At 70.1% G+C, this 24,844-nt stretch carries 20 protein-coding genes and 2 tRNA genes; 11 read left to right on the top strand and 11 right to left on the bottom strand.

What is annotated here, in order from left to right; genetic code table 11:
• Positions 1-138: 138 nt before the first annotated feature.
• Positions 139-909: an ABC transporter ATP-binding protein gene (locus tag IE262_RS20825; RefSeq protein ID WP_189875536.1), complete on the bottom strand. Its 771-nt coding sequence runs from the start codon at positions 907-909 to the stop codon at positions 139-141.
• Positions 910-1,301: 392 nt separating this feature from the next.
• On the opposite strand from IE262_RS20825, the gene IE262_RS20820 reads away from it, so the two are divergent.
• From IE262_RS20820 to IE262_RS20810, 3 genes are all read left to right on the top strand, one after another.
• Positions 1,302-1,384: transfer RNA gene (locus IE262_RS20820), tRNA-Leu, on the top strand.
• Between the two features lie 502 nt (positions 1,385-1,886).
• Positions 1,887-1,960 (top strand) — tRNA-Leu (locus IE262_RS20815).
• Positions 1,961-2,238: 278 nt separating this feature from the next.
• Positions 2,239-3,120, top strand: a complete 882-nt coding sequence (locus IE262_RS20810; RefSeq protein WP_134038907.1) for a Bax inhibitor-1/YccA family protein — start codon at positions 2,239-2,241, stop codon at positions 3,118-3,120.
• A gap of 117 nt (positions 3,121-3,237) precedes the next feature.
• Here IE262_RS20810 and IE262_RS20805 read toward each other — a convergent pair whose 3' ends face one another.
• Positions 3,238-3,468, bottom strand: coding sequence for a DUF4287 domain-containing protein (locus tag IE262_RS20805; protein WP_134038908.1), 231 nt, complete (start codon positions 3,466-3,468; stop codon positions 3,238-3,240).
• Positions 3,469-3,570: 102 nt separating this feature from the next.
• Between IE262_RS20805 and IE262_RS20800 the strand changes: the two genes are divergently transcribed.
• Positions 3,571-3,882 (top strand): hypothetical protein, encoded by a 312-nt coding sequence (locus tag IE262_RS20800; protein ID WP_166681689.1) that lies wholly within the window; start codon positions 3,571-3,573, stop codon positions 3,880-3,882.
• 71 nt (positions 3,883-3,953) lie between these two features.
• On the opposite strand, the gene IE262_RS20795 is transcribed toward IE262_RS20800, so the two are convergent.
• From IE262_RS20795 to IE262_RS20785, 3 genes are all read right to left on the bottom strand, one after another.
• Entirely contained in the window at positions 3,954-4,739 is a 786-nt protein-coding gene (locus IE262_RS20795; RefSeq protein WP_189875844.1) for a hypothetical protein, read from the bottom strand.
• A 338-nt stretch (positions 4,740-5,077) separates the two neighbouring features.
• Positions 5,078-6,298, bottom strand: a complete 1,221-nt coding sequence (locus IE262_RS20790; protein ID WP_189875534.1) for an acetyl-CoA C-acetyltransferase — start codon at positions 6,296-6,298, stop codon at positions 5,078-5,080.
• A 713-nt stretch (positions 6,299-7,011) separates the two neighbouring features.
• On the bottom strand, positions 7,012-8,046 hold the full coding sequence (locus IE262_RS20785) for an SGNH/GDSL hydrolase family protein (protein WP_189875532.1): 1,035 nt from the start codon (positions 8,044-8,046) through the stop codon (positions 7,012-7,014).
• Positions 8,047-8,194: 148 nt separating this feature from the next.
• Here IE262_RS20785 and IE262_RS20780 point away from each other — a divergent pair, with 148 nt between their 5' ends.
• Positions 8,195-9,589: a cystathionine beta-synthase gene (locus tag IE262_RS20780; RefSeq protein WP_134038911.1), complete on the top strand. Its 1,395-nt coding sequence runs from the start codon at positions 8,195-8,197 to the stop codon at positions 9,587-9,589.
• A 351-nt stretch (positions 9,590-9,940) separates the two neighbouring features.
• Here IE262_RS20780 and IE262_RS20775 read toward each other — a convergent pair whose 3' ends face one another.
• The 5 genes from IE262_RS20775 to IE262_RS20755 all read right to left on the bottom strand — a co-directional run bounded on the left by IE262_RS20775 (position 9,941) and on the right by IE262_RS20755 (position 14,026).
• A complete protein-coding gene (locus IE262_RS20775; protein WP_189875529.1) occupies positions 9,941-10,393 on the bottom strand; it encodes a hypothetical protein in 453 nt (150 codons plus the stop codon).
• Positions 10,394-10,496: 103 nt separating this feature from the next.
• Positions 10,497-11,429: an ABC transporter substrate-binding protein gene (locus IE262_RS20770; protein WP_189875527.1), complete on the bottom strand. Its 933-nt coding sequence runs from the start codon at positions 11,427-11,429 to the stop codon at positions 10,497-10,499.
• A 62-nt stretch (positions 11,430-11,491) separates the two neighbouring features.
• Positions 11,492-12,190, bottom strand: coding sequence for an ABC transporter permease (locus IE262_RS20765; RefSeq protein WP_134038966.1), 699 nt, complete (start codon positions 12,188-12,190; stop codon positions 11,492-11,494).
• Positions 12,191-12,194: 4 nt separating this feature from the next.
• A complete protein-coding gene (locus IE262_RS20760) occupies positions 12,195-12,839 on the bottom strand; it encodes an ABC transporter permease (RefSeq protein WP_134038914.1) in 645 nt (214 codons plus the stop codon).
• On the bottom strand, positions 12,836-14,026 hold the full coding sequence (locus tag IE262_RS20755) for an ABC transporter ATP-binding protein (RefSeq protein WP_189875525.1): 1,191 nt from the start codon (positions 14,024-14,026) through the stop codon (positions 12,836-12,838). The genes IE262_RS20760 and IE262_RS20755 overlap by 4 nt, the downstream gene beginning before the upstream one ends.
• A gap of 142 nt (positions 14,027-14,168) precedes the next feature.
• Between IE262_RS20755 and IE262_RS20750 the strand changes: the two genes are divergently transcribed.
• From IE262_RS20750 to IE262_RS20735, 4 genes are all read left to right on the top strand, one after another.
• Positions 14,169-15,770, top strand: a complete 1,602-nt coding sequence (locus tag IE262_RS20750; RefSeq protein WP_229877371.1) for an aromatic amino acid ammonia-lyase — start codon at positions 14,169-14,171, stop codon at positions 15,768-15,770.
• Entirely contained in the window at positions 15,767-16,609 is an 843-nt protein-coding gene (locus IE262_RS20745; protein ID WP_189875524.1) for a MurR/RpiR family transcriptional regulator, read from the top strand. The genes IE262_RS20750 and IE262_RS20745 overlap by 4 nt, the downstream gene beginning before the upstream one ends.
• A gap of 102 nt (positions 16,610-16,711) precedes the next feature.
• A complete protein-coding gene (locus IE262_RS20740; protein WP_189875522.1) occupies positions 16,712-17,317 on the top strand; it encodes a hypothetical protein in 606 nt (201 codons plus the stop codon).
• Between the two features lie 108 nt (positions 17,318-17,425).
• The gene (locus IE262_RS20735; protein ID WP_229877370.1) at positions 17,426-17,860 is read left to right on the top strand and encodes a DUF4231 domain-containing protein; all 435 of its coding nucleotides are present in this window, start codon (positions 17,426-17,428) and stop codon (positions 17,858-17,860) included.
• Between the two features lie 33 nt (positions 17,861-17,893).
• Here the strand turns inward: IE262_RS20735 and IE262_RS20730 are convergent, their stop codons facing one another.
• Positions 17,894-18,913 carry a translation initiation factor 2 gene (locus tag IE262_RS20730; RefSeq protein ID WP_189875520.1) on the bottom strand — a complete coding sequence of 340 codons (1,020 nt, stop codon included), beginning with the start codon at positions 18,911-18,913 and terminating at the stop codon, positions 17,894-17,896.
• A gap of 155 nt (positions 18,914-19,068) precedes the next feature.
• Here IE262_RS20730 and IE262_RS20725 point away from each other — a divergent pair, with 155 nt between their 5' ends.
• Together IE262_RS20725 and IE262_RS20720 are read left to right on the top strand one after the other, a co-directional pair.
• Positions 19,069-23,466 carry an NACHT domain-containing protein gene (locus IE262_RS20725; RefSeq protein WP_189875518.1) on the top strand — a complete coding sequence of 1,466 codons (4,398 nt, stop codon included), beginning with the start codon at positions 19,069-19,071 and terminating at the stop codon, positions 23,464-23,466.
• Positions 23,463-24,836, top strand: coding sequence for a lipase family alpha/beta hydrolase (locus IE262_RS20720; RefSeq protein WP_134038920.1), 1,374 nt, complete (start codon positions 23,463-23,465; stop codon positions 24,834-24,836). Before IE262_RS20725 ends, IE262_RS20720 begins: the two co-directional genes overlap by 4 nt.
• The last annotated feature ends 8 nt before the right edge of the window (positions 24,837-24,844 follow it).

Raw genomic sequence — 24,844 nt, 5'->3', positions numbered from 1 at the left:
CGTCGGGCGCCTTCGGGTGTGGAGGTGGACGCCTACGGGCGGGTGGTGCGTCTTTTAAGGGGCGCGGGGAACTGCGCGACCAGCCACAACGAACCCGCAGCCGCCCACCGACAAGACCCGGCAGACGAGACGCCCTGCTCAGCTGGTGCGCGACGTCGCATCGAACCGCTTCATGCGGTCCAGCACCGTGTCCGCGGTCGGCTGCTGCATCTCGTCGACGATGCGGCCGTCGGCGAGGAAGACCACACGATCGGCGTACGCGGCGGCGACGGGATCGTGGGTCACCATGACGACGGTCTGCCCGAGTTCGCGGACCGAGTTGCGCAGGAAGCCCAAGACCTCCGCACCGGAGCGGGAGTCGAGGTTGCCGGTGGGCTCGTCGCCGAAGATGATGTCCGGCTTCGAGGCGAGGGCACGGGCCACGGCGACACGCTGCTGCTGGCCGCCGGAGAGCTGGGCGGGACGGTGGGTCAGGCGGTCGGAGAGCCCGACCATCCGGATGACGGTGTCGAGCCACTGCTTGTCCGGCTTACGGCCCGCGATGTCCATCGGGAGTGTGATGTTCTCCAGCGCGGTCAGGGTCGGCAGCAGGTTGAACGCCTGGAAGATGAAGCCGATCTTGTCGCGGCGCAACTTGGTGAGCTGCTTGTCCTTCAGCGAGCCCAACTCGGTGTCCCCGATACGGACGGAGCCGGAGGAGAAGGAGTCGAGTCCCGCCACGCAGTGCATCAGCGTGGACTTCCCGGAACCCGAGGGGCCCATGATCGCGGTGAACCGGGCCTGCCCGAAGTCGACACTGACCCGGTCCAGGGCGACCACCTGGGTCTCGCCCTGTCCGTAGACCTTGGAGAGGTCCGTGGCCCGAGCAGCCACGGCGGTGGCCCGCTCGGCGATGGGAGTGGTGGTCACGGAAGGTGCTCCTGTCGGGACGACGGCTTTCGGGGTACGTGTCCCATCGTCCTGGCCGCCGGGCGCCCTGTAGTCAGCCGCTGCTCCGGTTCCGGGGGCCGTCTGCGGGCGGACGTGCCGACGCCGTGTCATACCTGGGGATGACGGACGGCCCCTAGGGCGTGTGACCGTGGCGCAGGATGTGGAGGCTGCTCGTTCGGACGGTGAAATTCCGTCATTCCGCATACGGGCGGCGAGGTGGTCCGAAAGGCTATTGGCGAGTGCGGATGGCGTGTACCCAGTGCTGATGCACCCTCAGACATCAATAAAATAAGACAACATCGGTCCGCTCGTCCGCTGTTCGGGGGATGGGTCCCGATAGGCTCGGGACCTCGATGCGGAGCCCTTGGCCTGCCCGGATGGTGGAATGCAGACACGGCGAGCTTAAACCTCGCTGCCCCTCGCGGGCGTACCGGTTCAAGTCCGGTTCCGGGCACAACCGGGGGTAGCGTCCGACCTGGCGAAACGGCCGGTTGGCCCTGCTCTGTCCCGACCCGTGCGCCCCGCCGCCGGATCCGCCTGCCCCACCCGCGCCGCCGGATCCCCCCCCATCCGCCGGACGATCCGGTTGGCCCGTGATCGGACGCCCGCCCCGTGCACCCGGGTGGGCGTCCTCATTTCGTGACCGGACGGCAACCGGTCATGCATTGACCAAATTCCCTCCTGTGTCAGGGGGCGACTTAGGGGAGGCTTTGTTACTGCCGAGCCTTCAGGTCTTGGACGCGGAGCGGGCACATGCCAGGGGAACATGACCGAGCTGGTGGGTCTGTCGGGGGAAACCACTCTCAGTGGCTGCCGAATCATGCTTTGCTGAGGGGTATGTGAGTGCCCGTCACATGGCTTCAGTAATGTCGTGTGCCGGCGTCTTGGCAACGCAGCGCTGTCCGTGGGTCGTTGGGACGGGAAGCACCGTTCCGGAGGCCGCCGCACGACCCTCAGCCCGGGTGGCGCAACTGGCAGACGCAACCGCCTTAAACGCGGACGAGTGTGGGTTCGAATCCCACCCCGGGCACTGACCGCGGAGCCGAACCCCTCCTGCGGGCCCCGACCGGCGCACCAGCCCGGGGGCAGGCGGGGCGCGACCCGGCGTCCGCCGTTGATCTCCGGACGGTTCCGGGTCTGTACCGGGTTGGTCATGGGTGAGGGGGGCCGGTGCGGGGAATCAGGCAGACGCGTAGCGTGTTTCTGGTCACTGCGAGGGAAAGATCCTCCCCAAGCACTAGGGTCAATCCTTTGCCCACCTATTACTCTTGAGGCCAAGGCCACGCAGGGTGGCCATGGAGGAGTGAAATGAGGAGCAGCAACCCGGTCTTCTCGCGACGGGGGTTCAGCCGCGACAACGGCTACGCGGGCTTCAACACCGCGCCGCAGGCCGGGGGAGCAGCCGTCGGCACCCAGGGCAACCCCTACGCCCAGCAGGGTGGCAACCCGTACGCGACGAACCCGTACGCCCAGCAGGCCCCGCAGTACGGCGCTCCGCCGCAGGCCCCGGTCCGCACCGGCGGTATGACGATGGACGACGTCGTCGTCCGTTCCGCCATGACGCTCGGCACGGTCGTCGTCGGCGCCATCCTGGCGTGGGCCCTCCTGCCGGTGTCGCCCAGCAGCTACGGCCTGGCCATCGGCGCCGCGCTCATCGCGATGGTCCTCGCCCTCGTGCAGAGCTTCAAGAGCAAGGCATCGCCCGCGCTGATCCTGTCCTACGCCGCCTTCGAGGGCGTCTTCCTGGGCGTGCTCAGCGAGATGTTCAACACGCAGTGGAGCGGTGCGCCCTTCCAGGCGGTGCTCGGCACGATGGCCGTCTCCGGCGCCACCCTGCTGGTCTACAAGGCGGGCTGGATCCGCGTCACCGCGCGGTACGCACGCATCGGCATGACCATCGCCATCGCGTTCGTGCTGGTCATGGCGGTCAACCTGCTGCTGGTCGTGTTCGGCGTCGCCGAGGACGGCGGTCTGCGCAGCATGGGTCCGCTCGGTGCGATCGTCGGAATCCTCGCGATCCTGCTCGGTGCCTTCTTCCTGACCCTCGACTTCAAGCAGATCGAGGACGGCATCGCCTACGGCGCCCCGCGCGAGGAGGCCTGGCTGGCCGCGTTCGGCCTGACCATGACCCTCGTGTGGATCTACGTCGAGATGCTGCGGCTGGTCGCCATCTTCAGCGGCGACGACTGATCCGCCCAGAGCGGTCCGGCGTCCCGCTGACGTCCTGACACGGTGAAGGGCCCCGGGGAGCGCTTGCTCCCGGGGCCCTTCGTCTTGTCCGATGCTCGGCGTGCCGGTGGAGCGCGCTCAGAGCAGTTTGCGCGCGGCCCTCCTCAGGTCGTACTCGTGGATGAGTGCCTTGGCGTGGCCGTACGCGAGGTTGTGCTCGTGCCGGAGCCAGCTGACCTTCTCCTCGAAGTTGAAGAGAGCAGGGCCTTCGTCGACAGCGCGAAGCCAGTCGGTGACTTCACGACCGGTGCAATGGGGGATGCGGGCGAGCAGATTGCGATGGGTCTCCTCGGAGAAGACTTGGGACATCGGCGCCTCCGGACGCATGGAATGTAAGCCGGTCCTTCAGGTCACCGTGCCTGAGCGTTGGCGTATTGGCAACACTCCTGTTCGGGCGCGTAGTCTCGCGACGTGCTTGATACGACGCCTCTGACCCGTGCAGTGGATCACTTCGCTGATCGTTTGAGGGCCGCTCCACAGAGCCGGTTGCAGCGGGGCGCTGCGGCCGAGGCCCTGGCGCTGGCCAGGGAATTGGCACGGCGTGCCCAGCGGCTGGAGGAGCCGGATGCGGAGCCCCGGGAGATGCCGGATGCGGGGATGTTCGCCGCGGCTGATCAGATCATGGTCGCCGGGAACGATCTTGCGATCGTGCTGAGAAACGAGGCCGAGCTGGCCGAGGCGGTGGGGCTGGTGGAGGAGGCGCAGAGGCGCGCGGCGGTTTAGCGGAGGCGCGCGGCGGTTCAGGGGGTGCGTCCTACGCGAAGGCGTTCAGGGGGTGCGTCCTACGAGGTGCTCTACAGGGACGCGATGACCCTGTCCGCCAGGATGTAGACGTTCTCCTCGCCGCACTGGAACGTCAGCGTGTAGGCGCCCGAGACGCCTGAGCCGCCCAGGAGGACGGGGGCGTGGCCCGTGCGCAGGGCCGAGGCCAGGCGTTCGGCGGTCTCGCGGTGGCCCGGCGTCATGCACAGGGTCGTGCCGTCGGTGAAGACGTACACGTCGAGGGTGCCCAGTGGCCCCGGGCGGACGTCGGCCAGTTCGGTGCGGGAGGTGGCGAGTTCCTCCAGGCAGGCGACCGTGCGCTCATGGTCGTTCACGACCGGCGAGGGGGTCGGCACGAAGTCCGGGTGGGAGGGGTGACGGCGGCGGGCCGCGGCCAGCTCCGGGGAGTCGCCGGGAAACTCGTCGCCCTCCACGCCGGGCTCGGGCACCGGCTCCAGGTGCTCCAGGCCGGCGAAGTCCGACGGCCGCGGCAGATACGGCTCGCTGTCGGGCAGGCCCAGCAGGGGGGAGGCCGCGTCGGAGACGTCACGCGACTCCTGGGCGGCCCAGAAGGCCCTGGCCTCCGCCAGTTCCCGCTCCCGCTCCTCCGCGAGGGCCTCGGCGACGGCGGTGCGTATCTCGTCCGTGTCGGAGGCCTGGCGGGCGGCGGGTACGAGAGGCCGCGCGTGCGTGGCGCGGCTCGCGGTGAGCTCGGTGTGCAGGGCCGCGATCTGCCGGCGCAGCCCCCGCAGGCTGCGCAGCACGGCGACGCCCACGACCGTGGTGGCGGCCGTGGTGAGCAGCAGAGCAATCGGCATGGCGCTCACTGACGTACTCCCGGTTCAAAGTCGACCCCCGACTTCCTACATCAGCTTGAAGGGCGGACTAACCAGCTGTCAGTGCGTAACGTCACGAAACGGGCAGGATTCCAGGGCTGATGTTTGGTGGCAAAGTGCGTCTGACCTGCTGAGTCACCCTTCTGGGGGAGATAGGTCACATCCTGGGGGAGATTGGATTACAAAACGACCCGGAACCCCGGTGGTGTCGAGGTTCCGGGCCAAAGGTGACGCTGGGTTCAGTAGGGGTGACCGAGGGGTGCGGTCGGAGTGCGGTGGGGGTGCGGCCGGGGTGCGGTAGGGGGTGCGGTCGGGGTGCTTCAGCTGAGGCGTTCGATGACCATCGCCATGCCCTGACCGCCGCCGACGCACATCGTCTCCAGGCCGAACTGCTTGTCGTGGAACTGGAGTGAATTGATCAGCGTGGCGGTGATGCGGGCGCCGGTCATGCCGAAGGGGTGGCCGACGGCGATGGCGCCGCCGTTCACGTTCAGCTTGTCCAGGGGGATGTCCAGGTCGCGGTAGGAGGGGATCACCTGGGCGGCGAAGGCCTCGTTGATCTCGACCAGGTCGATGTCGTCGATGGTGAGGCCTGCGCGGGAGAGGGCCTGCCTGCTGGCCTCGACCGGGCCGTACCCCATGATCTCCGGGGAGAGTCCGGAGACGCCCGTGGAGACGATCCGGGCGAGTGGGGTCAGGCCGAGTTCGCGCGCCTTCGTGTCGGACATGATGACGAGGGCGGCGGCGCCGTCGTTCAGGGGGCAGCAGTTGCCGGCGGTGACCAGTCCGTCCGGGCGGAACACCGGCTTCAGGCCCGCGACGCCCTCCATGGTGACGCCGGAGCGTGGGCCGTCGTCCTTGCTCACCACCGTGCCGTCGGGGAGCGTCACCGGGGTGATCTCGCGCTCCCAGAAGCCCTTCTTGATGGCCTCCTCGGCGAGGTTCTGCGAGCGGACGCCGAACTCGTCCATCTCCTGGCGGGTGACGCCCCAGTGGCGGGCCAGGTTCTCGGCGGTCTGGCCCATCGCGATGTACGGGTCGGGGAGCAGGCCGTCCTCGCGCGGATCGTGCCAGGTCGCGCCCTCGGACTCGGCGACGGCGGCCGTGCGGGCCTCGGCGTCGGCGAAGAAGGGGTTGTGGGTCTCGGGCATGCCGTCGCTGGTGCCCTTGACGCTCCGGGACACCATCTCCACGCCGGCCGAGATGAACACGTCGCCCTCGCCCGCCCTGATGGCGTGCAGGGCCATGCGGGAGGTCTGGAGCGAGGAGGAGCAGTAACGGGTGATGGTGCAGCCCGGGAGGTGGTCCATGCCCATCTGTACGGCGACGACACGGCCGAGGTTGTGGCCCTGCTCGCCGCCGGGGAGGCCGCAGCCGAGCATCAGGTCGTCGATGTCCTTCGGGTTCAGTGCGGGGACCTTGTCGAGTGCCGCCTGGATGATCGTGGCGGTCAGGTCGTCGGGGCGCAGGTCCTTGAGGGAGCCCTTGAAAGCGCGGCCGATGGGGGAGCGGGCGGCTGAGACGATGACGGCTTCGGGCATCACGGCTCCAGGCGAGAGGGGTGGTGGTCGGGTGGGGGCGGGTGATTCGTTGAGTGGGTGGGTGGGCAGGGCTGTGTGGGAAGTTACCCGTACGTACGGTCGAGGTCACGGGCGTGGTGGTGTGAGTCCGGCCGCATTTTTCTAAGCGCTTGCTTTTCTCGCCCCCGCCGCCCCTACCCGTCCCATCCCTGGGGGCTGCCGCCCCCAAACCCCCGCTTGCCGGCCTGAACGGCCTCGTCCTCAAACGCCGGACGGGCTGGGGGTGCCCGGCCTCGGCCGAAAACCCCAGCCCCGGCCGCACATTCCAGCCCCGGCCGCACAATCCAGCCCCTCCGGCGTTTGAGGAGCGGGGGTCCGGGGGCTGGCCCCCGAAACGGGGTCCGGGGTCCGGGGCGGAGCCCCCTTGGCGGGGTCGAAGGGGCGGAGCCTGGGATGGGACGGGTAGGGGCGGCGGGGGCGAATACACGACCTGTGTCAGGGCCGGCGGGGGGCGGGGTGGAGCGTCACCCGGTGTCGGGGCGCGGAACACCACCCGACACCAGGGGGCGGCGCGGGCGGAGCGCCGCCCGGTGCCGCAGGGCGGCGGGGGCGAAACGCCACCTGCATGTCGGGGGCGCGGTTCGGAGCGTCACCCGGTGTCGGGGGCGGGGGGCGGAGCGCCGCCCGGTGGCAGAGGAATGGCGGGGGCGGAATGCCCCCGGGCAGGGGCGGTGTCAGGTTGATGGTTCCGCTGTGGGGGCCGGGGTGGGGTCCGACGCGGAGACGCGGCGACGGCGGCGGCGCTTGAGCAGGGCCCACGGGCCCCGCGGCCCGGTGGGCATCGCCGCCGCGACCTCCGTGCCCGCCTCCGACGCGGCCTCCGCCGCAGCCCGTGCCACCGGCAGGAACCCCTCGTGGCGGGACACGTCCGGACGCTCCTCCTCCGCCGGCCAGAGGCCCAGCGCGGCGCAGATCGTGGGCAGGAGGGCCATCGCTGCCGTGGCATAGCCCTCGGCGGAGGGGTGGTAGTTGTCCGGGCCGAAGAGCTCCCGCGGGTTCGCCGCGAACTCCGGGCCCAGGAGATCGCCGAGCGAAACGGTTCGCCCGCCCTGCTCGACCGTACCGATCGTCTGCGCCGCGGCCAGTTGGCGCGACGCCCGCCGGGCCAGCCAGCGCAACGGCTGCTGGACCGGCTCGATCGTGCCCAGGTCGGGGCAGGTGCCCACGACCACCTCCGCGCCCGCCGTGCGCAACCGCCGGACCGCGCCCGAGAGGTGGCGGACGGAGCGGGTCGGCGGCATCCGGTGGGTGACGTCGTTCGCGCCGATCATGATGACGCAGACGTCGGGGGCACGGTCCGATTCCGAAAGGACCAGGGACACCTGGCGGTCCAGGTCGTCCGACCGGGCTCCCGGCAGGGCCACGTTCCGCAACCGCACCGGCTGTTCCGCCACCGCCGCGAGGCCCGAGGCCAGCAGGGCGCCCGGAGTCTGCCGCGCCCGGTGCACGCCCTGGCCGGCCGCCGTGGAGTCGCCGAGCATGGCGAGGAGGATCGGGGGGTCGTGAGGAGTTTCGTACGCGCGTCCGTAGAGCCCCTCCGCGCTGGGCGGGTGCGGGCTGTGGCCGTTGCCCACGACCCGCTTGGCCATCTGCACCTCGGCCAGCAGCACACCCACTGCCGCCGCGCCCAGCAGCCCGATCCCACCGCCTCCGTACGCCGCGCCTGTAGCGATCCGCCGGGCCACCCGCGCCCTCGACATGCTCGTCATGGGTCGCCGCCACCTCCTCGTAGCCGTACACCCACTCCTTGCCCCGCACAGGGCGTCAGCCAATCTCAACAGTGCGTTAACACCTGCCGGAGGGGCTTAGGCTGGCGGAATCATACAACCCGTCCTTTTTGCAGCTCCGGAGACAACGGTGCACTTTCACGACTCGATGATCAGTCTCGTCGGCAACACCCCGCTGGTGAGGCTCAACAGCGTGACCACGGGCATCCAGGCGACCGTCCTGGCCAAGGTGGAGTACTTCAACCCGGGCGGTTCCGTGAAGGACCGCATCGCCCTGCGCATGATCGAGGCCGCGGAGAAGAGCGGTGAGCTGAGGCCCGGCGGCACGATCGTTGAGCCGACCAGCGGCAACACGGGTGTCGGGCTGGCCATCGTGGCCCAGCAGAAGGGGTACAAGTGCATCTTCGTGTGCCCGGACAAGGTGAGCACCGACAAGATCAACGTGCTGCGTGCCTACGGCGCCGAGGTCGTCGTGTGCCCGACCGCCGTGGACCCGGAGCACCCCGACTCGTACTACAACGTCTCGGACCGGCTGGTGCGCGAGACCCCGGACGCGTGGAAGCCGGACCAGTACTCCAACCCCAACAACCCGCTGTCCCACTACCACTCCACGGGCCCCGAGCTGTGGGAGCAGACGGAGGGGAAGATCACGCACTTCGTGGCGGGCGTGGGCACCGGCGGGACGATTTCGGGGACCGGGCGGTATCTGAAGGACGTCAGTGACGGCAGGGTGCGGGTCGTCGGCGCCGACCCCGAGGGGTCCGTGTACTCCGGCGGGTCCGGGCGGCCGTACCTCGTGGAGGGCGTCGGCGAGGACTTCTGGCCGACCGCGTACGACCGGACCGTCGCCGACGAGATCGTCGCCGTGTCCGACAAGGACTCCTTCCAGATGACCCGCCGGCTCGCCAGGGAGGAGGGGCTCCTGGTGGGCGGCTCCTGCGGAATGGCCGTCGTGGCCGCCCTGCGGGTCGCCGAGCGGCTCGGCCCCGACGACGTCGTGGTCGTGCTGCTGCCCGACAGCGGGCGCGGGTACCTCAGCAAGATCTTCAACGACGAGTGGATGGCGGACTACGGGTTCCTGGAGGACGAGGGCCCGAGCGCGCGCGTCGGCGACGTCCTGCACGACAAGGAGGGCGGTTCCATCCCCTCGCTCGTCCACATGCACCCGGACGAGACGGTCGGTCAGGCGATCGAGGTGCTGCGGGAGTACGGCGTCTCGCAGATGCCGATCGTGAAGCCGGGCGCCGGCCACCCGGACGTGATGGCCGCGGAGGTCGTGGGATCCGTCGTCGAACGGGAGCTGCTCGACGCGCTGTTCACCCAGCGTGCCTCGCTCGACGACCCGCTGGAGAAGCACATGTCGCCGCCGCTGCCGCAGGTCGGCTCCGGCGAGCCGGTGGCGGACCTGATGTCCGTGCTGGGCGCCGCCGACGCGGCGATCGTCCTCGTCGAGGGCAAGCCGACCGGGGTCGTGAGCCGACAGGATCTGCTCGCGTTCCTCGCCAAGGGAGGCGCCAAGCAGTAACGCCGAGCAGGGTTCTTCCGGTTTCGGCCGGGTGGGGCGGGTCTGTTCGTGCGATCGGGGTCTTCCCGCGTAGAACTTCGCGGAAGTGGTACGAGGGCGTCACGTCCGCGCAGCACACGCTTAACACGGATCCGGCAGATTGGTGGGTGTCGGCAGGGCGGGAGCGGCTCCCCGCCCCGGCCGACAACCGAAACGGCGCCAAGGACCTCCGGAGCGGCTCCCGGACCTCCATGGACGCCAAGGACGCGTAAGCCCGGCCCTGACCCGGCCCGCGTCCCTTGCGGGGACCGCCGTCGTCCCGCCCCCCGGTAACGGGGGTGCGGCGGTCCCCGCCAAAGCGCTTGCTGACGGCTACTCTTCCCAGTCCGAGTCAGTCGGCTTCTTGCCCCGGCGGCCGAAGTGCGGGCTGTTGCGGAAGGCCCAGGCTCCGTTGACGGCGGCGATGCCCGCCCAGGCCACCAACAGGCCGGGCAGATCCGCGACGCCGCCACCGATGGCCGACAGCGGGATCGCCAGGACGAGGGAGACGATCCCGAAGCCGAAGCGCTCGCCCCAGGCGTCGCCGTCGGTGGAGCCCGGAGAACGGCCGCCGCGCGCCACGACCATCTGCTGCTCCGCGAGCTGGCGGCGCACCCTGCGGTCCACCGCGTCGTCGAGGCGCTGATCGACCTTCTCCAGGAACGACTCGACCAGCGCCGACTCGTACTCCTCGCCCAGGTCCCTCCGCGCGTGCAGGGTGGCGGCGAGTTCCTTCTTGATTTCGGCGTCCTTGAGTTCGGCGTCGCGGGCTCCGTTACCGGTCATGGAGTCCACGGTAGGCAGCCGCTGGTGCGGGGGCACTGGGGTTAGCCCCCGTGTCCGGGCTGGGCCGGGCCCCGGCTCCCGCTCCCGCCACTTCGGCGGGCGGTTACTTCGCCAGGCCGTGCCGCTTCGCGTACGCGTTCGCCACGTCGTCCGGGTCCTTCTTGTGCTTGTCCACCTGGCGGTTGAGCTCGGTGAGGTCCTTCGTCGTCAGGACGTTGCCGAGTTCGGCGAGGGCCTTGCGGACCGGGGCGTCGGCCTTGCGGTCGGCGATCAGGGGGACGACGTGCTGGCCGGGGATGAGGTTCTTCGGGTCGGTGAGGACCACCCAGTCGTTGGCCTGGATGTCGGTGTCGGTGGTGAAGAGGTTCGCCACGTCCACGTCGCCCTTCTTCAGGGCGCCCTTGACCAGCGGCCCGGAGGAGTCGAGTGACTTGAACTCCTTGAACTCGACGCCGTACACGTCCTTGAGGCCGACCACACCGACCTCACGGGTCTTCACCTCGGCTGCCGCGCCGATGACCAGCTTGCCGTTCTGCTTGGTGAGGTCGGCGAGGCTCGTCAGGCCGTACTTCTTGGCGGTCTCGCGGGTGACCACGAAGGCGTCGGAGTCCTCCGCCATGCCGTACGGCAGGACCTGGAGGCCGGCCGGGAGCGCGACGGTGAGGGCGTTCTGCATCTCGCCCTCCTCCGTGGCCGTCGACTTGGGGGCGACGTAGTGGAGCAGGGCGCCCTGGTACTCGGGGAGCAGATCGATGTCACCGCCCTTGAGCGCGGGGATGAGGATCTCGCGGGTGCCGAGGTTGGGGCGGACGGTGGTCTTCACACCGGCTGCTTCGAGGACGGCCGCGTACAGGTAGCCGAGCACCTGGTTCTCGGTGAAGTTGGCGGTGCCGATCGTGATGCCGTCCTTGCTGGAGCCGGGGCCCGCGCCGACGGTGCCCTCGCCCTGGAGGGACGTGATGCCGCTGCTGCACGCGGCGAGGGCGGGCACGGAGGCGGCGGCGAAGAGGCCGCCGAGGAGAGCGCGTCGGTTCATGAGAGGGATTCCTTAGGCACAGGGAAGGGTTCCTTAGGCGAGGGAGGGGCGCGAGGCGTTCGTTACGCCGGGCGGGTGGGGGTCCCCCCGCTTGAGCGAAGCCGAGAGTGGGGGAGGAACAGGGCTCGCTGGAGGCCGCTCAGGGCGAGGTCGAGGACGACGGCCACCAGGGCGACCAGGACCGCGCCGCCGAGCACCTGCACCAGGTCGCGCTGGGCGAGCCCGTCGAAGACGTAGCGGCCGAGGCCGCCGAAGGAGACGTACGCGGCGATCGTGGCCGTGGCCACCACCTGGATCAGCGCCAGACGCAGGCCCGTCATGATCAGGGGCAGGGCCAGCGGGAGTTCGACCTGGAAGAGGACCTGGTGGGCCCGCATGCCCTGGCCGCGCGCCGCGTCCTTCACGTCCGGGTCGACGGCCGTCATGCCCGCGTACGTGTTGGTGACGATCGCCGGGACCGCCAGGGCGACCAGCGCGACGTACACCGGCCACATCGACAGGCCGCTGGCCAGGAACACCAGGACGACCAGCCCGACGGTCGGCAGCGCCCGGCCGAACGAGGCGAGGTTGATGGCGACGAACGCACCCCTGCCCGTGTGGCCGATGAGCAGGCCGAGGGGGAGGCCGATGACCGCCGCGATGAGGGTGGCGAGGAGCGAGTACTGGAGGTGTTCGGCGAGACGGTGAGCGATGCCGTCCGCGCCGGACCACTGCTCGCCGCTGGTCAGCCACACGCCGAGGTTCTTGAAGAGCTCGTACACGGTGTCAGGCACCCCGCTTCCGGGTCCACGGAGTGAGGACGTACTGGAGGGCCACCAGCAGCGCGTCGGCGACCAGGGCCAGGAGGAGGGTCAGGACGACACCGGCGATCACCGGGGTCGGGAAGTTGCGCTGGAAGCCGTCCGTGAAGAGCTGGCCGAGGCCGCCGTCGCCGATGTACGTGGCGACCGAGACCAGCGAGATCGACATGACCGTCGCGATCCGGACGCCCGCCATGATCACGGGGAGGGCGAGGGGCAGCTCCACGGTGAGGAGGGTGCGCAGGGGGCGGGTGCCCATGGCCTTCGCGGCCTCCTTCGTCTTCGCGGGCACCGAGTCGAGGCCCTCGACCGTGTTCCGCAGCAGGACGACCAGGGTGTAGATCGTCAGGCCGATCACGGTGGTGGTGCGGGTCAGTCCGCTCACCGGCAGCAGCAGCACGAAGATCGCGATCGACGGGATCGTGAAGAGGACGTTGGACAGGCCGAGGAGGAAGCCGCGCAGGGGGCGGATCCGGTGCGCGATCACAGCCAGGGGCAGCGAGATCAGCAGCCCGAGGAAGACGGCGGACAGGGCGGCCTGGAGGTGGGAGACGGAGAGGGTCGTCAGGTCGTCGGTGTGGTCGCCTATCCACGACCAGTCGATGGTCATGCCGGGCGCTCCGTGGGAGTGGCGGTGGTGGCGAAGGAGGGGCTCTCGGCGTGCGCGGTACGTGTGGCATCCGCGGTGCGCGCGGCACCGGCGCCGGCCGCGGCGTGCGCCGCGGCCGCGCGGGCGTGGATCTCCTCGCGGGCGGTGACCCCGGTGACCGCGCCGTCCGCGTCCACCCGCGCCACGCATCCGCTCGGCGACGCGATGGTCTCGTTGAGCGCGGACAGGAGCGAGTCGGTGTCCCGCAGGGCCCTGGCGGGCGTCAGGGGCGCCTCACCGGCGGTGCCGGTGGCGGGCAGCGCGTCCGTGTCGAGCCAGCCCAGCGGCCGTCCCGCCGCCGAGGTGACCAGCCGCCAGCGGCCGCCGTCGCCGGACACGGCGGAGACCGGCTCGTCGGCGCGCAGGGGTGTCGCGCGCGTCTGCGGTACGTCCTTCAGAGAGGTCAGCGACAGCAGCTTCAGTTCGCGTTCCGAGCCCAGGAAGTCCGTGACGAAGTCGTCCGCGGGGCTCGCGAGCAGTTCGGCCGGGGGCGCGCACTGGACGAGGTGGCCGCCCGTGCGGAAGATCGCGATGCGGTCGCCGAGCCGGACCGCCTCGTCGATGTCGTGCGTGACGAAGACGATGGTCTTGCTCAGCTCCTTCTGCAGGCGCAGGAGCTCGTCCTGGAGCTGGGTGCGCACTACCGGGTCGACGGCGCCGAAGGGTTCGTCCATGAGGAGGACGGGCGGGTCCGCGGCGAGCGCGCGGGCCACGCCGACGCGCTGCTGCTGGCCGCCGGAGAGCTGGTGCGGGAACCGCTTGCCCGTGTCGGCGGCCAGGCCGACGGTCTCCAGGAGCTCGGCCGCCCGCGCCCGTGCCCTGCGCCGGCCCCAGCCGAGCAGCAGCGGCACGGTGGCGATGTTGTCGAGGACCGTACGGTGCGGGAAGAGCCCCGCCTGCTGGATGACGTACCCGATGGAGCGGCGCAGCTCGGCGGCGTCCTGCGCCAGGACGTCCTTGCCGCCGACCCGGATGGTGCCGGAGGTCGGCTCGACCATCCGGTTGATCATCCTGAGGGTGGTCGTCTTGCCGCAACCGGAAGATCCCACGAGGACGGTCACGCCGCCTTCCGGCATCTCCAGGGTGAGGTCGTGGACCGCTGTCGTGCCGTTCGGGAAGCGCTTGTGGACCGCTTCGAACTGGATCATGAGGTGTCCCTTGCCCGGCCTGTATAACGTCATGCAGAGTTCTTGGTGTCTGAATGGGTTGTCAACGGTCGAGCGTAAATCGCTGGTTACGAATGGCCGGTCGGCAAGATTCCGTGTCCGGTTTGAGGGGAGTTTGGGTGTGATGTCGTCTCGAATCGTGGACGCCCCGGGTGTCGTGTCGGCCGGCATCGTGGTGCTCGACGGACGTCGCGCCGGCGTCGAGGACGTCGTACGGCTCGCCGGCGGGGCCGCGCGGCCCGTGCCCGACGCGGACGCGATCAAGCGCATGGAGGAGTCCTGGGACGCGGCCCGGCAGATCGCGGCGACCGGCAGGGTGTACGGCCGCTCCACCGGCGTGGGCGCGAACCGGACCGAGGACGTGCCGACCGAGGCCGCCGCCGGGCACGGGCTGCGTCTGCTGCGCAGCCACGCGGGAGCCATCGGGGCGGAGCTGCCCGCGCGGCAGGTGCGGGCCATGCTCGCCGTACGGGCCAACCAGCTGCTCGCCGGTGGAGCCGGGCTGCGGCCCAGCGTGGTCACCGCGCTGTGCGAGGCGTTGGAGAGCGGGGCGTACCCCGTGGTGAACGAGTTCGGGTCGGTGGGCACCGGCGACATCGCGGCACTCGCCCAGGTGGGGCTCGCGCTGGCCGGGGAACACCCCTGGCGCGGGACGCGCGGCCCCGAGCCCCAGCCGCTCGACAACAACGACGCCCTCGCCCTGATCAGCAGCAACGCCCTCACTCTCGGTCAGTCCGCCCTGGCGCTGCACGAGTTGCGCGGCCTGCTCGCCGCCACACAGGTCGTCGCCGCGCTCTCGCTGCTCGCCGTCGACGGGTCGCACGAGGCGTACGCGGCTCCCGTGCACGAGGCCCGCCCGCACCCGGGGTCGCGCGAAGTTGCCCGGCGCATGCGGGAGTTGATCGGCGCCGACGACCGGCCTACGCCACCGCTGGGCCGGATCCAGGACCCGTACGGCTTCCGCTGCGTGCCGCAGATACACGGGCCCGCGCTCGACGCGGCGGACGCTCTGGAACGGGTGCTGGAGGTGGAGATCAACGCCGCCGCCGAGAACCCCCTGATCTGCCCGGACGACATGGCCGCGTACCACCACGGCGGCTTCTACCAGGCCCAGCTCGCCCTGGCCCTGGACCACTTCAGGCTCGCGGTCACCCAGGTGGCCCGGTTGTCGACCTCCCGCCTGTCGACCCTGAACGAGCCCGCCTACACCCGGTTGCGCCCCTTCCTCGCCGACCAGGAGCCCGCCTCCTCGGGTGTGATGATCCTGGAGTACGCCGCCGGAGCCGCCCTCGGCGATCTGCGGGCCTTCTCGGCGCCCGCGTCGCTGGGCCACGCTGTACTCTCCCGAGGCGTCGAGGAGCAGGCCAGCTTCGCGTCGCTGGCCGCTCGTCAGACGCTGCGGGCGTGCGATGCGTACCGCCTCGTCGTCGGCTGCGAACTCGTCGCCGCCGTGCGGGCCCTGCGCCAGCGCGACCTGCGGCCCGATCCGGGGCTGCCGGCCGGGAGGGCGCTGGAGCTGGCCGAGGCGGTCCTCGACGCGGACCAGGCCGACCGGCCGCTCACGGACGACGTGGGCGCGGCGGCCGCACTGCTCGACCGGTTCACGGACATCTGGACGGATGCCGAGATCTGGACGAATGCCCGCGAGGACCAGCTGGATCAGGACGTTCGTCACGACAGTGATCAGGGCGTTCGTCAGGACTTTGGGAGGGGAAGCACGCCATGAGCGTGACCGACAGCCCTGCGGCGCGCCTTCAGGCGCTCTTCGAGGGGCACCGGCTGACGCCCACACAGCGGCGCATCGCGCACAGCATGGTGCGGCGGGCCGCGGACGTGCCGTTCCTGTCCAGCGTGGAGCTGGCAGAACTGGCCGGGGTCAGCCAGCCCTCCGTCACGCGGTTCGCGGTGGCCCTCGGCTTCGACGGGTACCCGGCGCTGCGGCGGCACCTGCGTGAGGTCGCCCCCGCGGAGCCGGCCGCGGACACGGCGTCGTACAACGAGTACCAGCAGGCCGTCGAGGCCGAGATCGAGAACCTGCGGCACCTGGCGGAGCTGCTCGCGGACCCGCGGCCGGTGGAGCGGGCCGGGCGGCTGCTGGCGGCGTCGCGTCCCCTGCTCGTGCTCGGGCTGCGGGCGGCCGCGTCCCAGGCGTACGGCTTCTCGTACTTCGCCGCCAAGGTCCACCCGGATGTACGGCTGCTGAACGAGGGCGGCACCATGCTGCACGACCGGATCGACGCGGCGGTGTCGGCCGGGGCGAGCGCGCTGCTGTGCTTCGCGCTGCCGCGGCATCCGCGGGAGGTCGTGGACGGGCTGACGTATGCCAAGCAGTCCGGGCTGACGGTGGTGACGGTGGCGGACTCGCCCTTCGCGCCCGTGGCCAAGGTCTCGGATCTGCTGCTGCCCGCCGCCGTGGGCACGGGCCTCGCCTTCGACACGGCGTGTGCGCCGATGCTGCTGGGGCGGGTGTTGCTGGAGGCGATGTGCGACGACCTGCCGGGGGCTCAGGCGCGGTTGGAGGAGTTCGACACGCGGGCCGCGGCTCGGGGGCTGTTCGTGGAGTGAGCGGTTCTCACAGGCGGGTGAGCGTTTCTCAGACAGGTCTCAGCTTCGCTGGCTAGCGTGCTCTCGGCAGTCGTACGACGTGAGGAGCCGAGGAGGCAGGACGTGACGCGCGGAGGGCAGGGGCTGGCGCGGGTGGCCGTCGTGGTGAGGGCCGGGGCCGCGCCGTTGTGGTGGCTCGGGGTGGTCGCGGCGGGTATCGGTGTGCTGGTTCCGGGGCTGACGGGGCGGCGCATCGGGGTCATGGCCGGGGCCGCGCTGTTCCTGGTGACGGCCGCCGTGGTGGGCGGGGCGCGGCGCAAGCGGTACGGGGAGCTTGCCCGCGGTGCCGTCCGGGCCGGTAAGCAGGACGTGCTCCAGGACCGGCGGGTGACCGTACGGAACTGGCGGCGCGGGCACCGGTGGTGGCTGGTGCTGGGCTTTCTGGCGGCGCTGGGGAGTGCGTTCGCGGTGCCGGCTGCGGGCGGGATGCTGCTGGCCGGGGCCGGAGCGGGGCTTCGGCTCAAGGCCGGGCGGATCGGTCGCGTGGAGCGGGGCGCCGATGAACTGCTGTGGATTCGGGTCGACTGGCTGTCGGCGCGGGGCGGTGGCCCTGCGGGCAAGCGGGTGAAGGCGTACCGCTCCACGGGCGTGGCCGCGGGGGATGCGGCGCCCGGAGGCGGGCGGCGGGCGGTGGCCGGCCGGGCCCGGGTACCCTCCGGCCGGCCGTGACTCCGTGCGGGGCTCAACCCTCTTGAGAACAAAGTCAATCCCGAAGAGATCAAAGGTCGGCCACACTGGTTGTGTTCACGCAGGGGCAGAGCTTGTAAGGGGGGGACTGTGGCCGAGAACGTGCCGGAGAGCATCGCTACGGGAAGCAGTGAGTCGACTGGGCAACTGACGGAGGTCCTCGCGCGGGAGATGGACCGCGAGATGCGGCGCTGGCGTGTCGCGACGTTGAACTACGGGGTGACCTACTACCTGAGCCGGATCCTTCTGATCGCGGCCACGGCGGTGGTGGCCGCCGACCAGAACCTGAACGGCGGCCACGGGAGCTGGTTGACGAAATGGGTGCCGGCCCTGGCCCTGGTCGTCGCCATTTTGACCGCGATCGACACCTGGCTGAAGCCCCAGCAGAAGTGGCGGGGCTTCATGGAGTCCCGGGACGCGCTGGCGGACCTGAGAATGCAGGCCGAGGACGGTATGGCCACGGACCAGGTGCGGACCAGATTCCTCAAGCTGCGCCAACAGCACAGGGAACGCAACATCTTCTGACCCGGGTGCTGTCGGCGCAGCGGCGGCGGAGTCCTACGCGGTGAGTGTCGCCTGCTTGAGGCGTTTCATCGCCCTGCGCTCGGCGGCCTCGATGTCCAGTCGTCCGGACGGGTTTCCCTGACGTGCGAGGACCGCCCCCCGGACCAGGGCCAGGTAGAAGAGAGCCGGGGCGCACGGAGTCCAGTTACGGCCGGGAGCGAGGACGAAGTCGAGCACGCTGTCCGGATCCGCGGGCACGAACGCGAACTTGTCGTGCTCCCATTTGTCCTCCACCCCCCGGCTTCGGCGGGCGGTGAGGTCCTCGGCGGTCAGATCGGTGAGAACGGCTCGGTAGAACGCCGCCCACTGGTGGTTGCGGACGTCGAGGGCGAAGGCAAGAAGTTCCAGCTCGACCTTGTCGTCGTCCTGGACGGCGAGCTCTTCACGCAGTGCGCGGCGTGCCACGGAGTGCAGACTGATCGGCGAGCCGTCCTCGGGGACGTCGTGGATCGCTGCCAGCCCCTCGTTGACCGAGGAGTTCCAGCGTTCCTTGTTGTGGCCCTCGACAACAACACTTCGACGCGCGAAGACCATCTTTCGATCGGGTCCCGTCTCCACCGCCACGTTCACCCCGAAGCTGCACGAGAGGAAGGCGGGGGCTTCCACCGGATCCCTGTTCTCCAGGTACTGCGAACGCAGAGTTGCCGCCTCGCCTTCACGCAGAGGCGTGTCCAGGTTGATCGAGGTGGCCAGGAAGTCGTAATAGTCGGCGTCGCACAGACTGAGCTGGATCAGTGGCTCCTCGGTCTCGTTGGACCGCGAGACGATGATGTTCTCCACGGCGAACCGGGGGTTGTTCCAGGCGAAGCGCTCACCGGCGGCCTGCTTGCGCTGCTGCTCGGCTTCGATGTCCCGGCGCCATCGCTGCACCTCGGCCGGCAGCTTGACCCGGCGCCGCCCGGGTTCGTAGATGATCCGTACGTTCTCCTCCAGGATGGGACGGGTGCCGTCGCCCTCGAAAATATGGCAGTCCGTGATCAGGCTGCCGATGACGAACCTGTCTCGTTGATCCATCAAACCCCCTTGGTGTGCGTCCAGTATGTTTCTCCGCGTACGACCGGATGGTGAAACGTCAGGTTCGCGCACGTCGTTCCGCGGTGTGGGCATGGTTGTGCCGACTGAGCTCTCGGGAGGGAAGAGTTCGGGTGGAAGACATCCAGCATGACGGCATGGTGGCCACGGTTGTGGTGGACAGATACCGAGGGAACATCGGGCTCGGCAGGAACCGGGAGTATCTCCGAGGAGCGGCGGCCACGTTCGTGGAGCAGGCCAAGCGGCTGGGCTTCGGAGCACAGCCGATCGGTGTGGCCAGCAACACGGACGACGAAGGCCCGGTGACCGCCGGGCGCGAGCAGATCCGCGGCCTCGTGACGAAACTGCGGAACCAGCAGGCCAGTCGCAAGATCCTCTACTGGACCGGACACGGGCACCAGCACGGGGACGTCTTTTACCTTGCCTGTGAGGACAGCTACGTCGACGGTCATCTGGACCCTTCGCGGGCGGTATCGGCGCGGGAGCTTGCCGCCTGGATGGGCAACGACTTCACCGACACCTGGCTGGTGCTCGACGCGTGTTTCTCCGGGCAGGCTCTGGAAGCGGTCGAGGCCCAGGTCAAGGCAGCGAGGAAGAAGGAAGTGGGGGACGACCCCGCAGGGGGACTGGTCGTCGTCGCCACGGCGGGCGCCGATGAGCGCGCCACCGAAACACGGTGGGTGGACTGCCTGGAACAGGTGCTGGACACGCCGGAACTGGAGGAGAACCAGCACCGGCTCTTCGCACGGGAACAGCCCGACGTACCGCTCGACTACCTGCATCGGGCGGTCGCCGCCCGTATGCGAGGACAGGCACCCAAGATCGAAGTGGTCCGTCCGCTGCGTCCGCTCTTCCTGGTCAACCCGTACTGCTCGGACCGGGTGCGCCCCGCGACGAGGCACGAGGACGACGAGTCCTGGATCGGGGAAGAGCTCAGGAGCGAACTCATCCCCCTGTTCTCCGGCGCCGGGGAGACCTGGCGACTGCGTGACTTCTCCTCCCGTAACGGCGCCCTCGGGTCCCTGGTGACCTGGATGAACATCCGAAGCACCGGGATGTTCGTGGTGACCGGGGCGTCGGGATCGGGCAAGTCGACTCTGCTGAACTATGTCGCACACCTGACGACCAAGAAGTTCGCCGCGTCGCTTCCGGCGGACCGGCTTCCGCAGATCCAGCCCGAACTCCACTCGGTGCACGCAGCGGTTCACTGCCGGGGCCGGACCCTGACCTCGCTGTGCGAGGAACTCGCCGCCAGGCTGGAACGATTAGGACTTGACCGGGCGACGGTGGTGCCCGGGGAGGCGGCCACCTACGTCAAAGAGATCTCCGGGCTCGCTGCCCGCAAGGGAACGCTCACCCTGATGTTCGACGGCCTGGACGAGGCCGCGGTCGGACACTCGTTCCGGATGGCCAGGGAACTGCTCAACCGGCTGGCCGCGCTGCCCAGGGTGAAGGTGGTGGTGGCCACCCGGACGAACGCCCGGCGTGTGCTCCCGGGAGACATGCCCGAGGAAACCCTGGTCGACGTGCTGAAGGGCGACCGGCGGATGGAACTGGACCGGCTCATCGAGACCGAGCAGGACCTCGCGCGGCACGTCGAGAACCTTCTGGGCCAGTTGCCTTCCTCTCCCAGGACACCGGAGGGGTACGAGAGACGAGCGGCTGCCGCACGACGTGTCGCGGCGCACAGCAACGGCCTCTTCCTTGTCGCGACTCTGTGGGCCCGGCGTCTGGCGAGGCTGGACGTACTGCCGGACGCGGACCGGCTCGATGCGGAACTCCGGCAGGAGTCGGCGGTCCTCGACGCGCTGCTCGACGAAGAACTACAGCATCTGGACCCGGAGAAACCCACCCGGATCAGGGATCTCATGCGGCCCCTGGCACTGGCCCAGGGAATCGGTCTCCCGCCTTCGGCGATCTGGCTGGCCATGGCGAACGCGACGCGCGATGCGAAGGAGCAGTACACCGAGGAGGACCTGAGACGCTTCACGAGGCAGGCCGCCGGAGTGGTCGTGACCGCGGACGAGGAGTTCGGCGAACCGGTGTACCGGCTCCATCACCCGAGCTTCGGCGGCCACCTGCTGGCCGGCCGGGACGAGCGGCACTTGCACGCCCTGGTGTACCGGGCACTGACACCTCCCTCCGGGAACGGGTGGGCGGACGTCGCACCCTATGTGTCGCAGTACCTCGCCGCGCACGCCGCCCTGGCGGGGGACGAGGTGCTGGAGGAGCTCGTCGCCGACCACCACTTCCTGGTGCACTCCTCACCCGAGGTACTGGAACCGCTGGTCGCGGCCCGGGCGTCCGACAATCCGCACGCCGCGCTGTATCTGAGGGTCGCCGATCAGTTCCGTACCCGTGCGGAGGTGAGCCGCGAGGTGCTGATCACCAGACGGTGGGCGGTGCTGAGAGCCACGGCCCTGGTGATGTTCCCGGCGAAGGAGTTCAAGCGCGTTCCCCGCGTACGGGAGGTCTTCTGGGACGACCTGTGGAGCAGCGCGGACCGCCTTCCGTTGCAGCGGATCTGGCCGGCACCCGCAGGCGGGGCCATGGCGGTCCACTGGGAACGCGACGGGGACGGTCTCATTCACGCGGCGGGCGAAGGGGAGATCAAGTCGTGGACGTGGAGCGGCCGTGAGGTGCGCGGTCGGGAGGCGACAGCCCGCGGCGTGTCTCCTCGTCAGGGCGGGGTGGCCGCCGCCGGCGCGGGGGACCGGCGGGTGGTCGCCTCGCACGACAACCTGGCGGTGCGGGTGTGGCGGGGCGACGAACGCCATCCGTCGGAGGAGCTGTTCTGGGGCGGCACCGTCAAGTCCGTGGAGGTGGCCCACTGGGAGGGGAGGGCCTGTCTGGCCGCCGTGGAGGGCGAGCAGATGTGGCTGTGGGACTGGGACAGCGGTGCCCCGTACGCACGGGAGAAGGTCAGGCTGCGAAGGATCGGCGGCGTCCGGCGAGCCGCGCTGCTGCCGCTCGAAGACGACCTCCTCGCGGTGACCGGGGGTCCCGGAGGACTCACCTTGTGGAAGCTCACCGGCAAGGAGCCCCAGCCGACGGTCCTGATGCGTCTGTGGGAAGGCGCCCAGTGGATCGAGGCGGTCGGCGCCCTCGCGTCGGACGAGGGCAGAGGAGCGGTGATCGCCGCGCTGGACGGGCAGATGCTGCGGGTCTGGACGATGGACGACGTGCACGAAGACCGATGCGATCTGCTGTTCAGCCGGAAAAGCGCGGCCAGGTCGCTGGCGCTGGGCCGACGGCCCTCCGGCCTTGTGGTGGCCGTCCAAGAGGACAGGCAGATCCGCATCTGGTCGGCTGACGGAGTGGAGCAGGTGCCGCTGCCCTGCGACCACGAGCATGGCTCACTCGCCTTCGACCCGTCCGGCTCCGGGCGCCTGGCAGTGGCCGACGACACACGGGTCAGGGTCTGGAACCCGCATGCACCGGACGACACGGGATCCGGGCGCGGGCTGGTGGATCGGTCGTTGACCGCGGACGGCAACCCCCTCGTGCAGGCGGTGCCCAGCCGGGACGGCACCTTTCTGGTGGTCAGATCACAGGGCCGGGCCGTCCTGGTCAGCCGGCACACGTCGAGCGGACGGGTCGTCGACGGTCCCGTACTGGAGCATCAGTACCCGGTGAAGGCGCTGTCCGCGGTGTGGACGGAGCAAGGGTGGCTCGTGGTCGCCGTCGGCCGTAGACAGGCGATGGCATGGACACTCGGCACGGACCTGCGGGAAAGGTACCGCGACCGGCTCACGCTGGAGGGGGCCGGCGACGATGCGGTGCTCTCGGTCGCGCTGCGCGCCGGGAGCGACGGACGGATCAGTCTGTACTGGCCGCAGAGGCAGGCCGTGCGGTGCTGGGAGCGGCCGGCCGGCGCGCACGCGGAGTGGCAGAACGACGGCCGGGCAGTCAGGTACCTGCAAGGCGCCGCAGCCGTGCAGCGAGTTGCCGTCGTGGACGGCCCCGGAGACGCCGTCCGGCTTGCCGCCTGGGGAGGCTCCGCCATCCGCGTCTGGGACCTGACCGACCCAGGCGCCAGACCCTACGGGGGCGACGACGACGTGATCCGGGCCGCTGTCACCGGACTGGTGCGACGCGGCACCGTTCAGGTACCCCTGGCCGCCTATGCCGGGCGGAGATGGGTGCACGTCGTCGAGTGGCTGAACGGGCGTCCCCTGCACAAGAGGATCCGGCCCCCCGGTGGCGTGGAGGTCCAGGGGCTGGCGTTGGCGGGGCCGCCGGAACGGCTGGTCCTGGTGAGCTGGGGCAGGGACTCCGGTCGGCTGATGCTGCGGGACCTGGTGGGCCGGCGGGATCTGCCGCCCCTCGAATCCCGTGGTTATCCCGTCGCTGACGTGGCCTCCGTCCATGACGACAGGGGCACCACGCTTCTGATTCAGGGGACGGAGGACGCGGGCATGCGCTGCGACCAGGTGCTGCTCCGCACGAAGGACATCGAGCGGTGGTGGAGGCCGGAGGGGTTTCCGCAGCAGCGGATCGCCTCTCCCGAAGGAAGCGAGGGGGACACTCCGTGAAGCATGATCTCGTCGTGGTGGTGCCGGGCATCATGGGCACCACTCTCACCAGAGATGGTGTCGACGTATGGGACATCAGCTTCCAGGCTTTGCGTGGACTCGCGGACCCGGCCGCAGCCGTGGAACGGCTCCGGCTGCAGAGCGGAATCGGTGACGGGGAGCCGGAGGACCGCTACGCGCTTGAGGTGGGCGAGCCGATCAGGACGCTGAGACAGTTGCCCGACCTCGGAGGCCATGCCGGGCACGGCAATCTGGCGAAGCGGCTGGGAATCGATCCTCGACGCCTGGCCGTGTTCACCTACGACTGGCGGCTGAGCAACCGCAACTCCGCGCAGAAGCTGAAGACGTTCGTCGAGAGACATCTCTCCCGCTGGCAGGAGACCGCCGATCCGCGGCATTACCCGGAGGCGGCTCGGAACGCCAAGGTGGTTTTCCTGTGCCGCTCCATGGGAGGCCTGGTCGTCCGCTACTACCTGGAAGCCTGCGGAGGGCGGGAAGTGGCCAGGTCGGTCGTCACTCTGGGCACCCCGTACCAGGGCAGCGTCAAGACGATGAGGATGCTGACGGGCCATGCGTCCGGCCTTTACCGGCCGTGGCGCTCGCTGATTCGTGACGTGTGCTCCACGTACCCGTCGATGGGTCAGCTCCTGCCCACGTACGACGCCGTGGAGAACGACATCTTCGGGCGGGTACCCCTTGAGGTCGTCATGCCGATCGACGGGGTCTCGTCCGGGATGGTGGAGGACGCGTCCCGGTTCGCGGACAACATCAACACGGCCATGGAAAAGAACGAGGAGGCGGGCGCCCCGTCGTACGAACTGGTCGTCGTGGGCGGTGCCAGGCACCCCACCACCTACGGGGTGCGTCACGGCCAGGGCCGACCGCTCACCTACCTCGACCGCTCCTCGGACAGCCCGTGGGAAGCCGCGGACTGGTTCGGCGACGGCACCGTTCCGAAGCGCTCGGCCGAACCGCCGGCGATGGACGAGAAGACCCGGACGCTGTGGTACGGCTACCGGCACACGTACCTGTTCGACGCCGGGCCGGTCATGAGGCAGATGCGCAGGGTGTGTGACGGTCAACCCCTGCTGCGGGAGCTGGCCGATGACGACGAGACGGGGATCGAACTGCCGGACACCGTTTCGGCGGGAGAGGAATTCGAGGTACGGGCCACCCGCACCGATGCCGCCAGGAAGCTGGTGGTCCAACGGCTGACGGAGGATGGCCGCATCGTCGCGGAGGTGCCGATGGAGCGCTGCGGCGACGGCGAGTTCCGGGCCCTGCTCCAGACGGAACCGGGCCTGTGGATCATCCAAGTGGCGTCGAAAACGTCCGACTACAAGTGCAGTGACACGGTGCTCGCCCTGTAGCGACCGCT

Source organism: Streptomyces bluensis, assembly GCF_014650715.1.
GTDB classification, from domain to species: domain Bacteria; phylum Actinomycetota; class Actinomycetes; order Streptomycetales; family Streptomycetaceae; genus Streptomyces; species Streptomyces bluensis.
The sequence above is the reverse complement of the archived record's forward strand: the minus strand, read 5'-3'. Positions and strand labels throughout refer to the sequence as shown.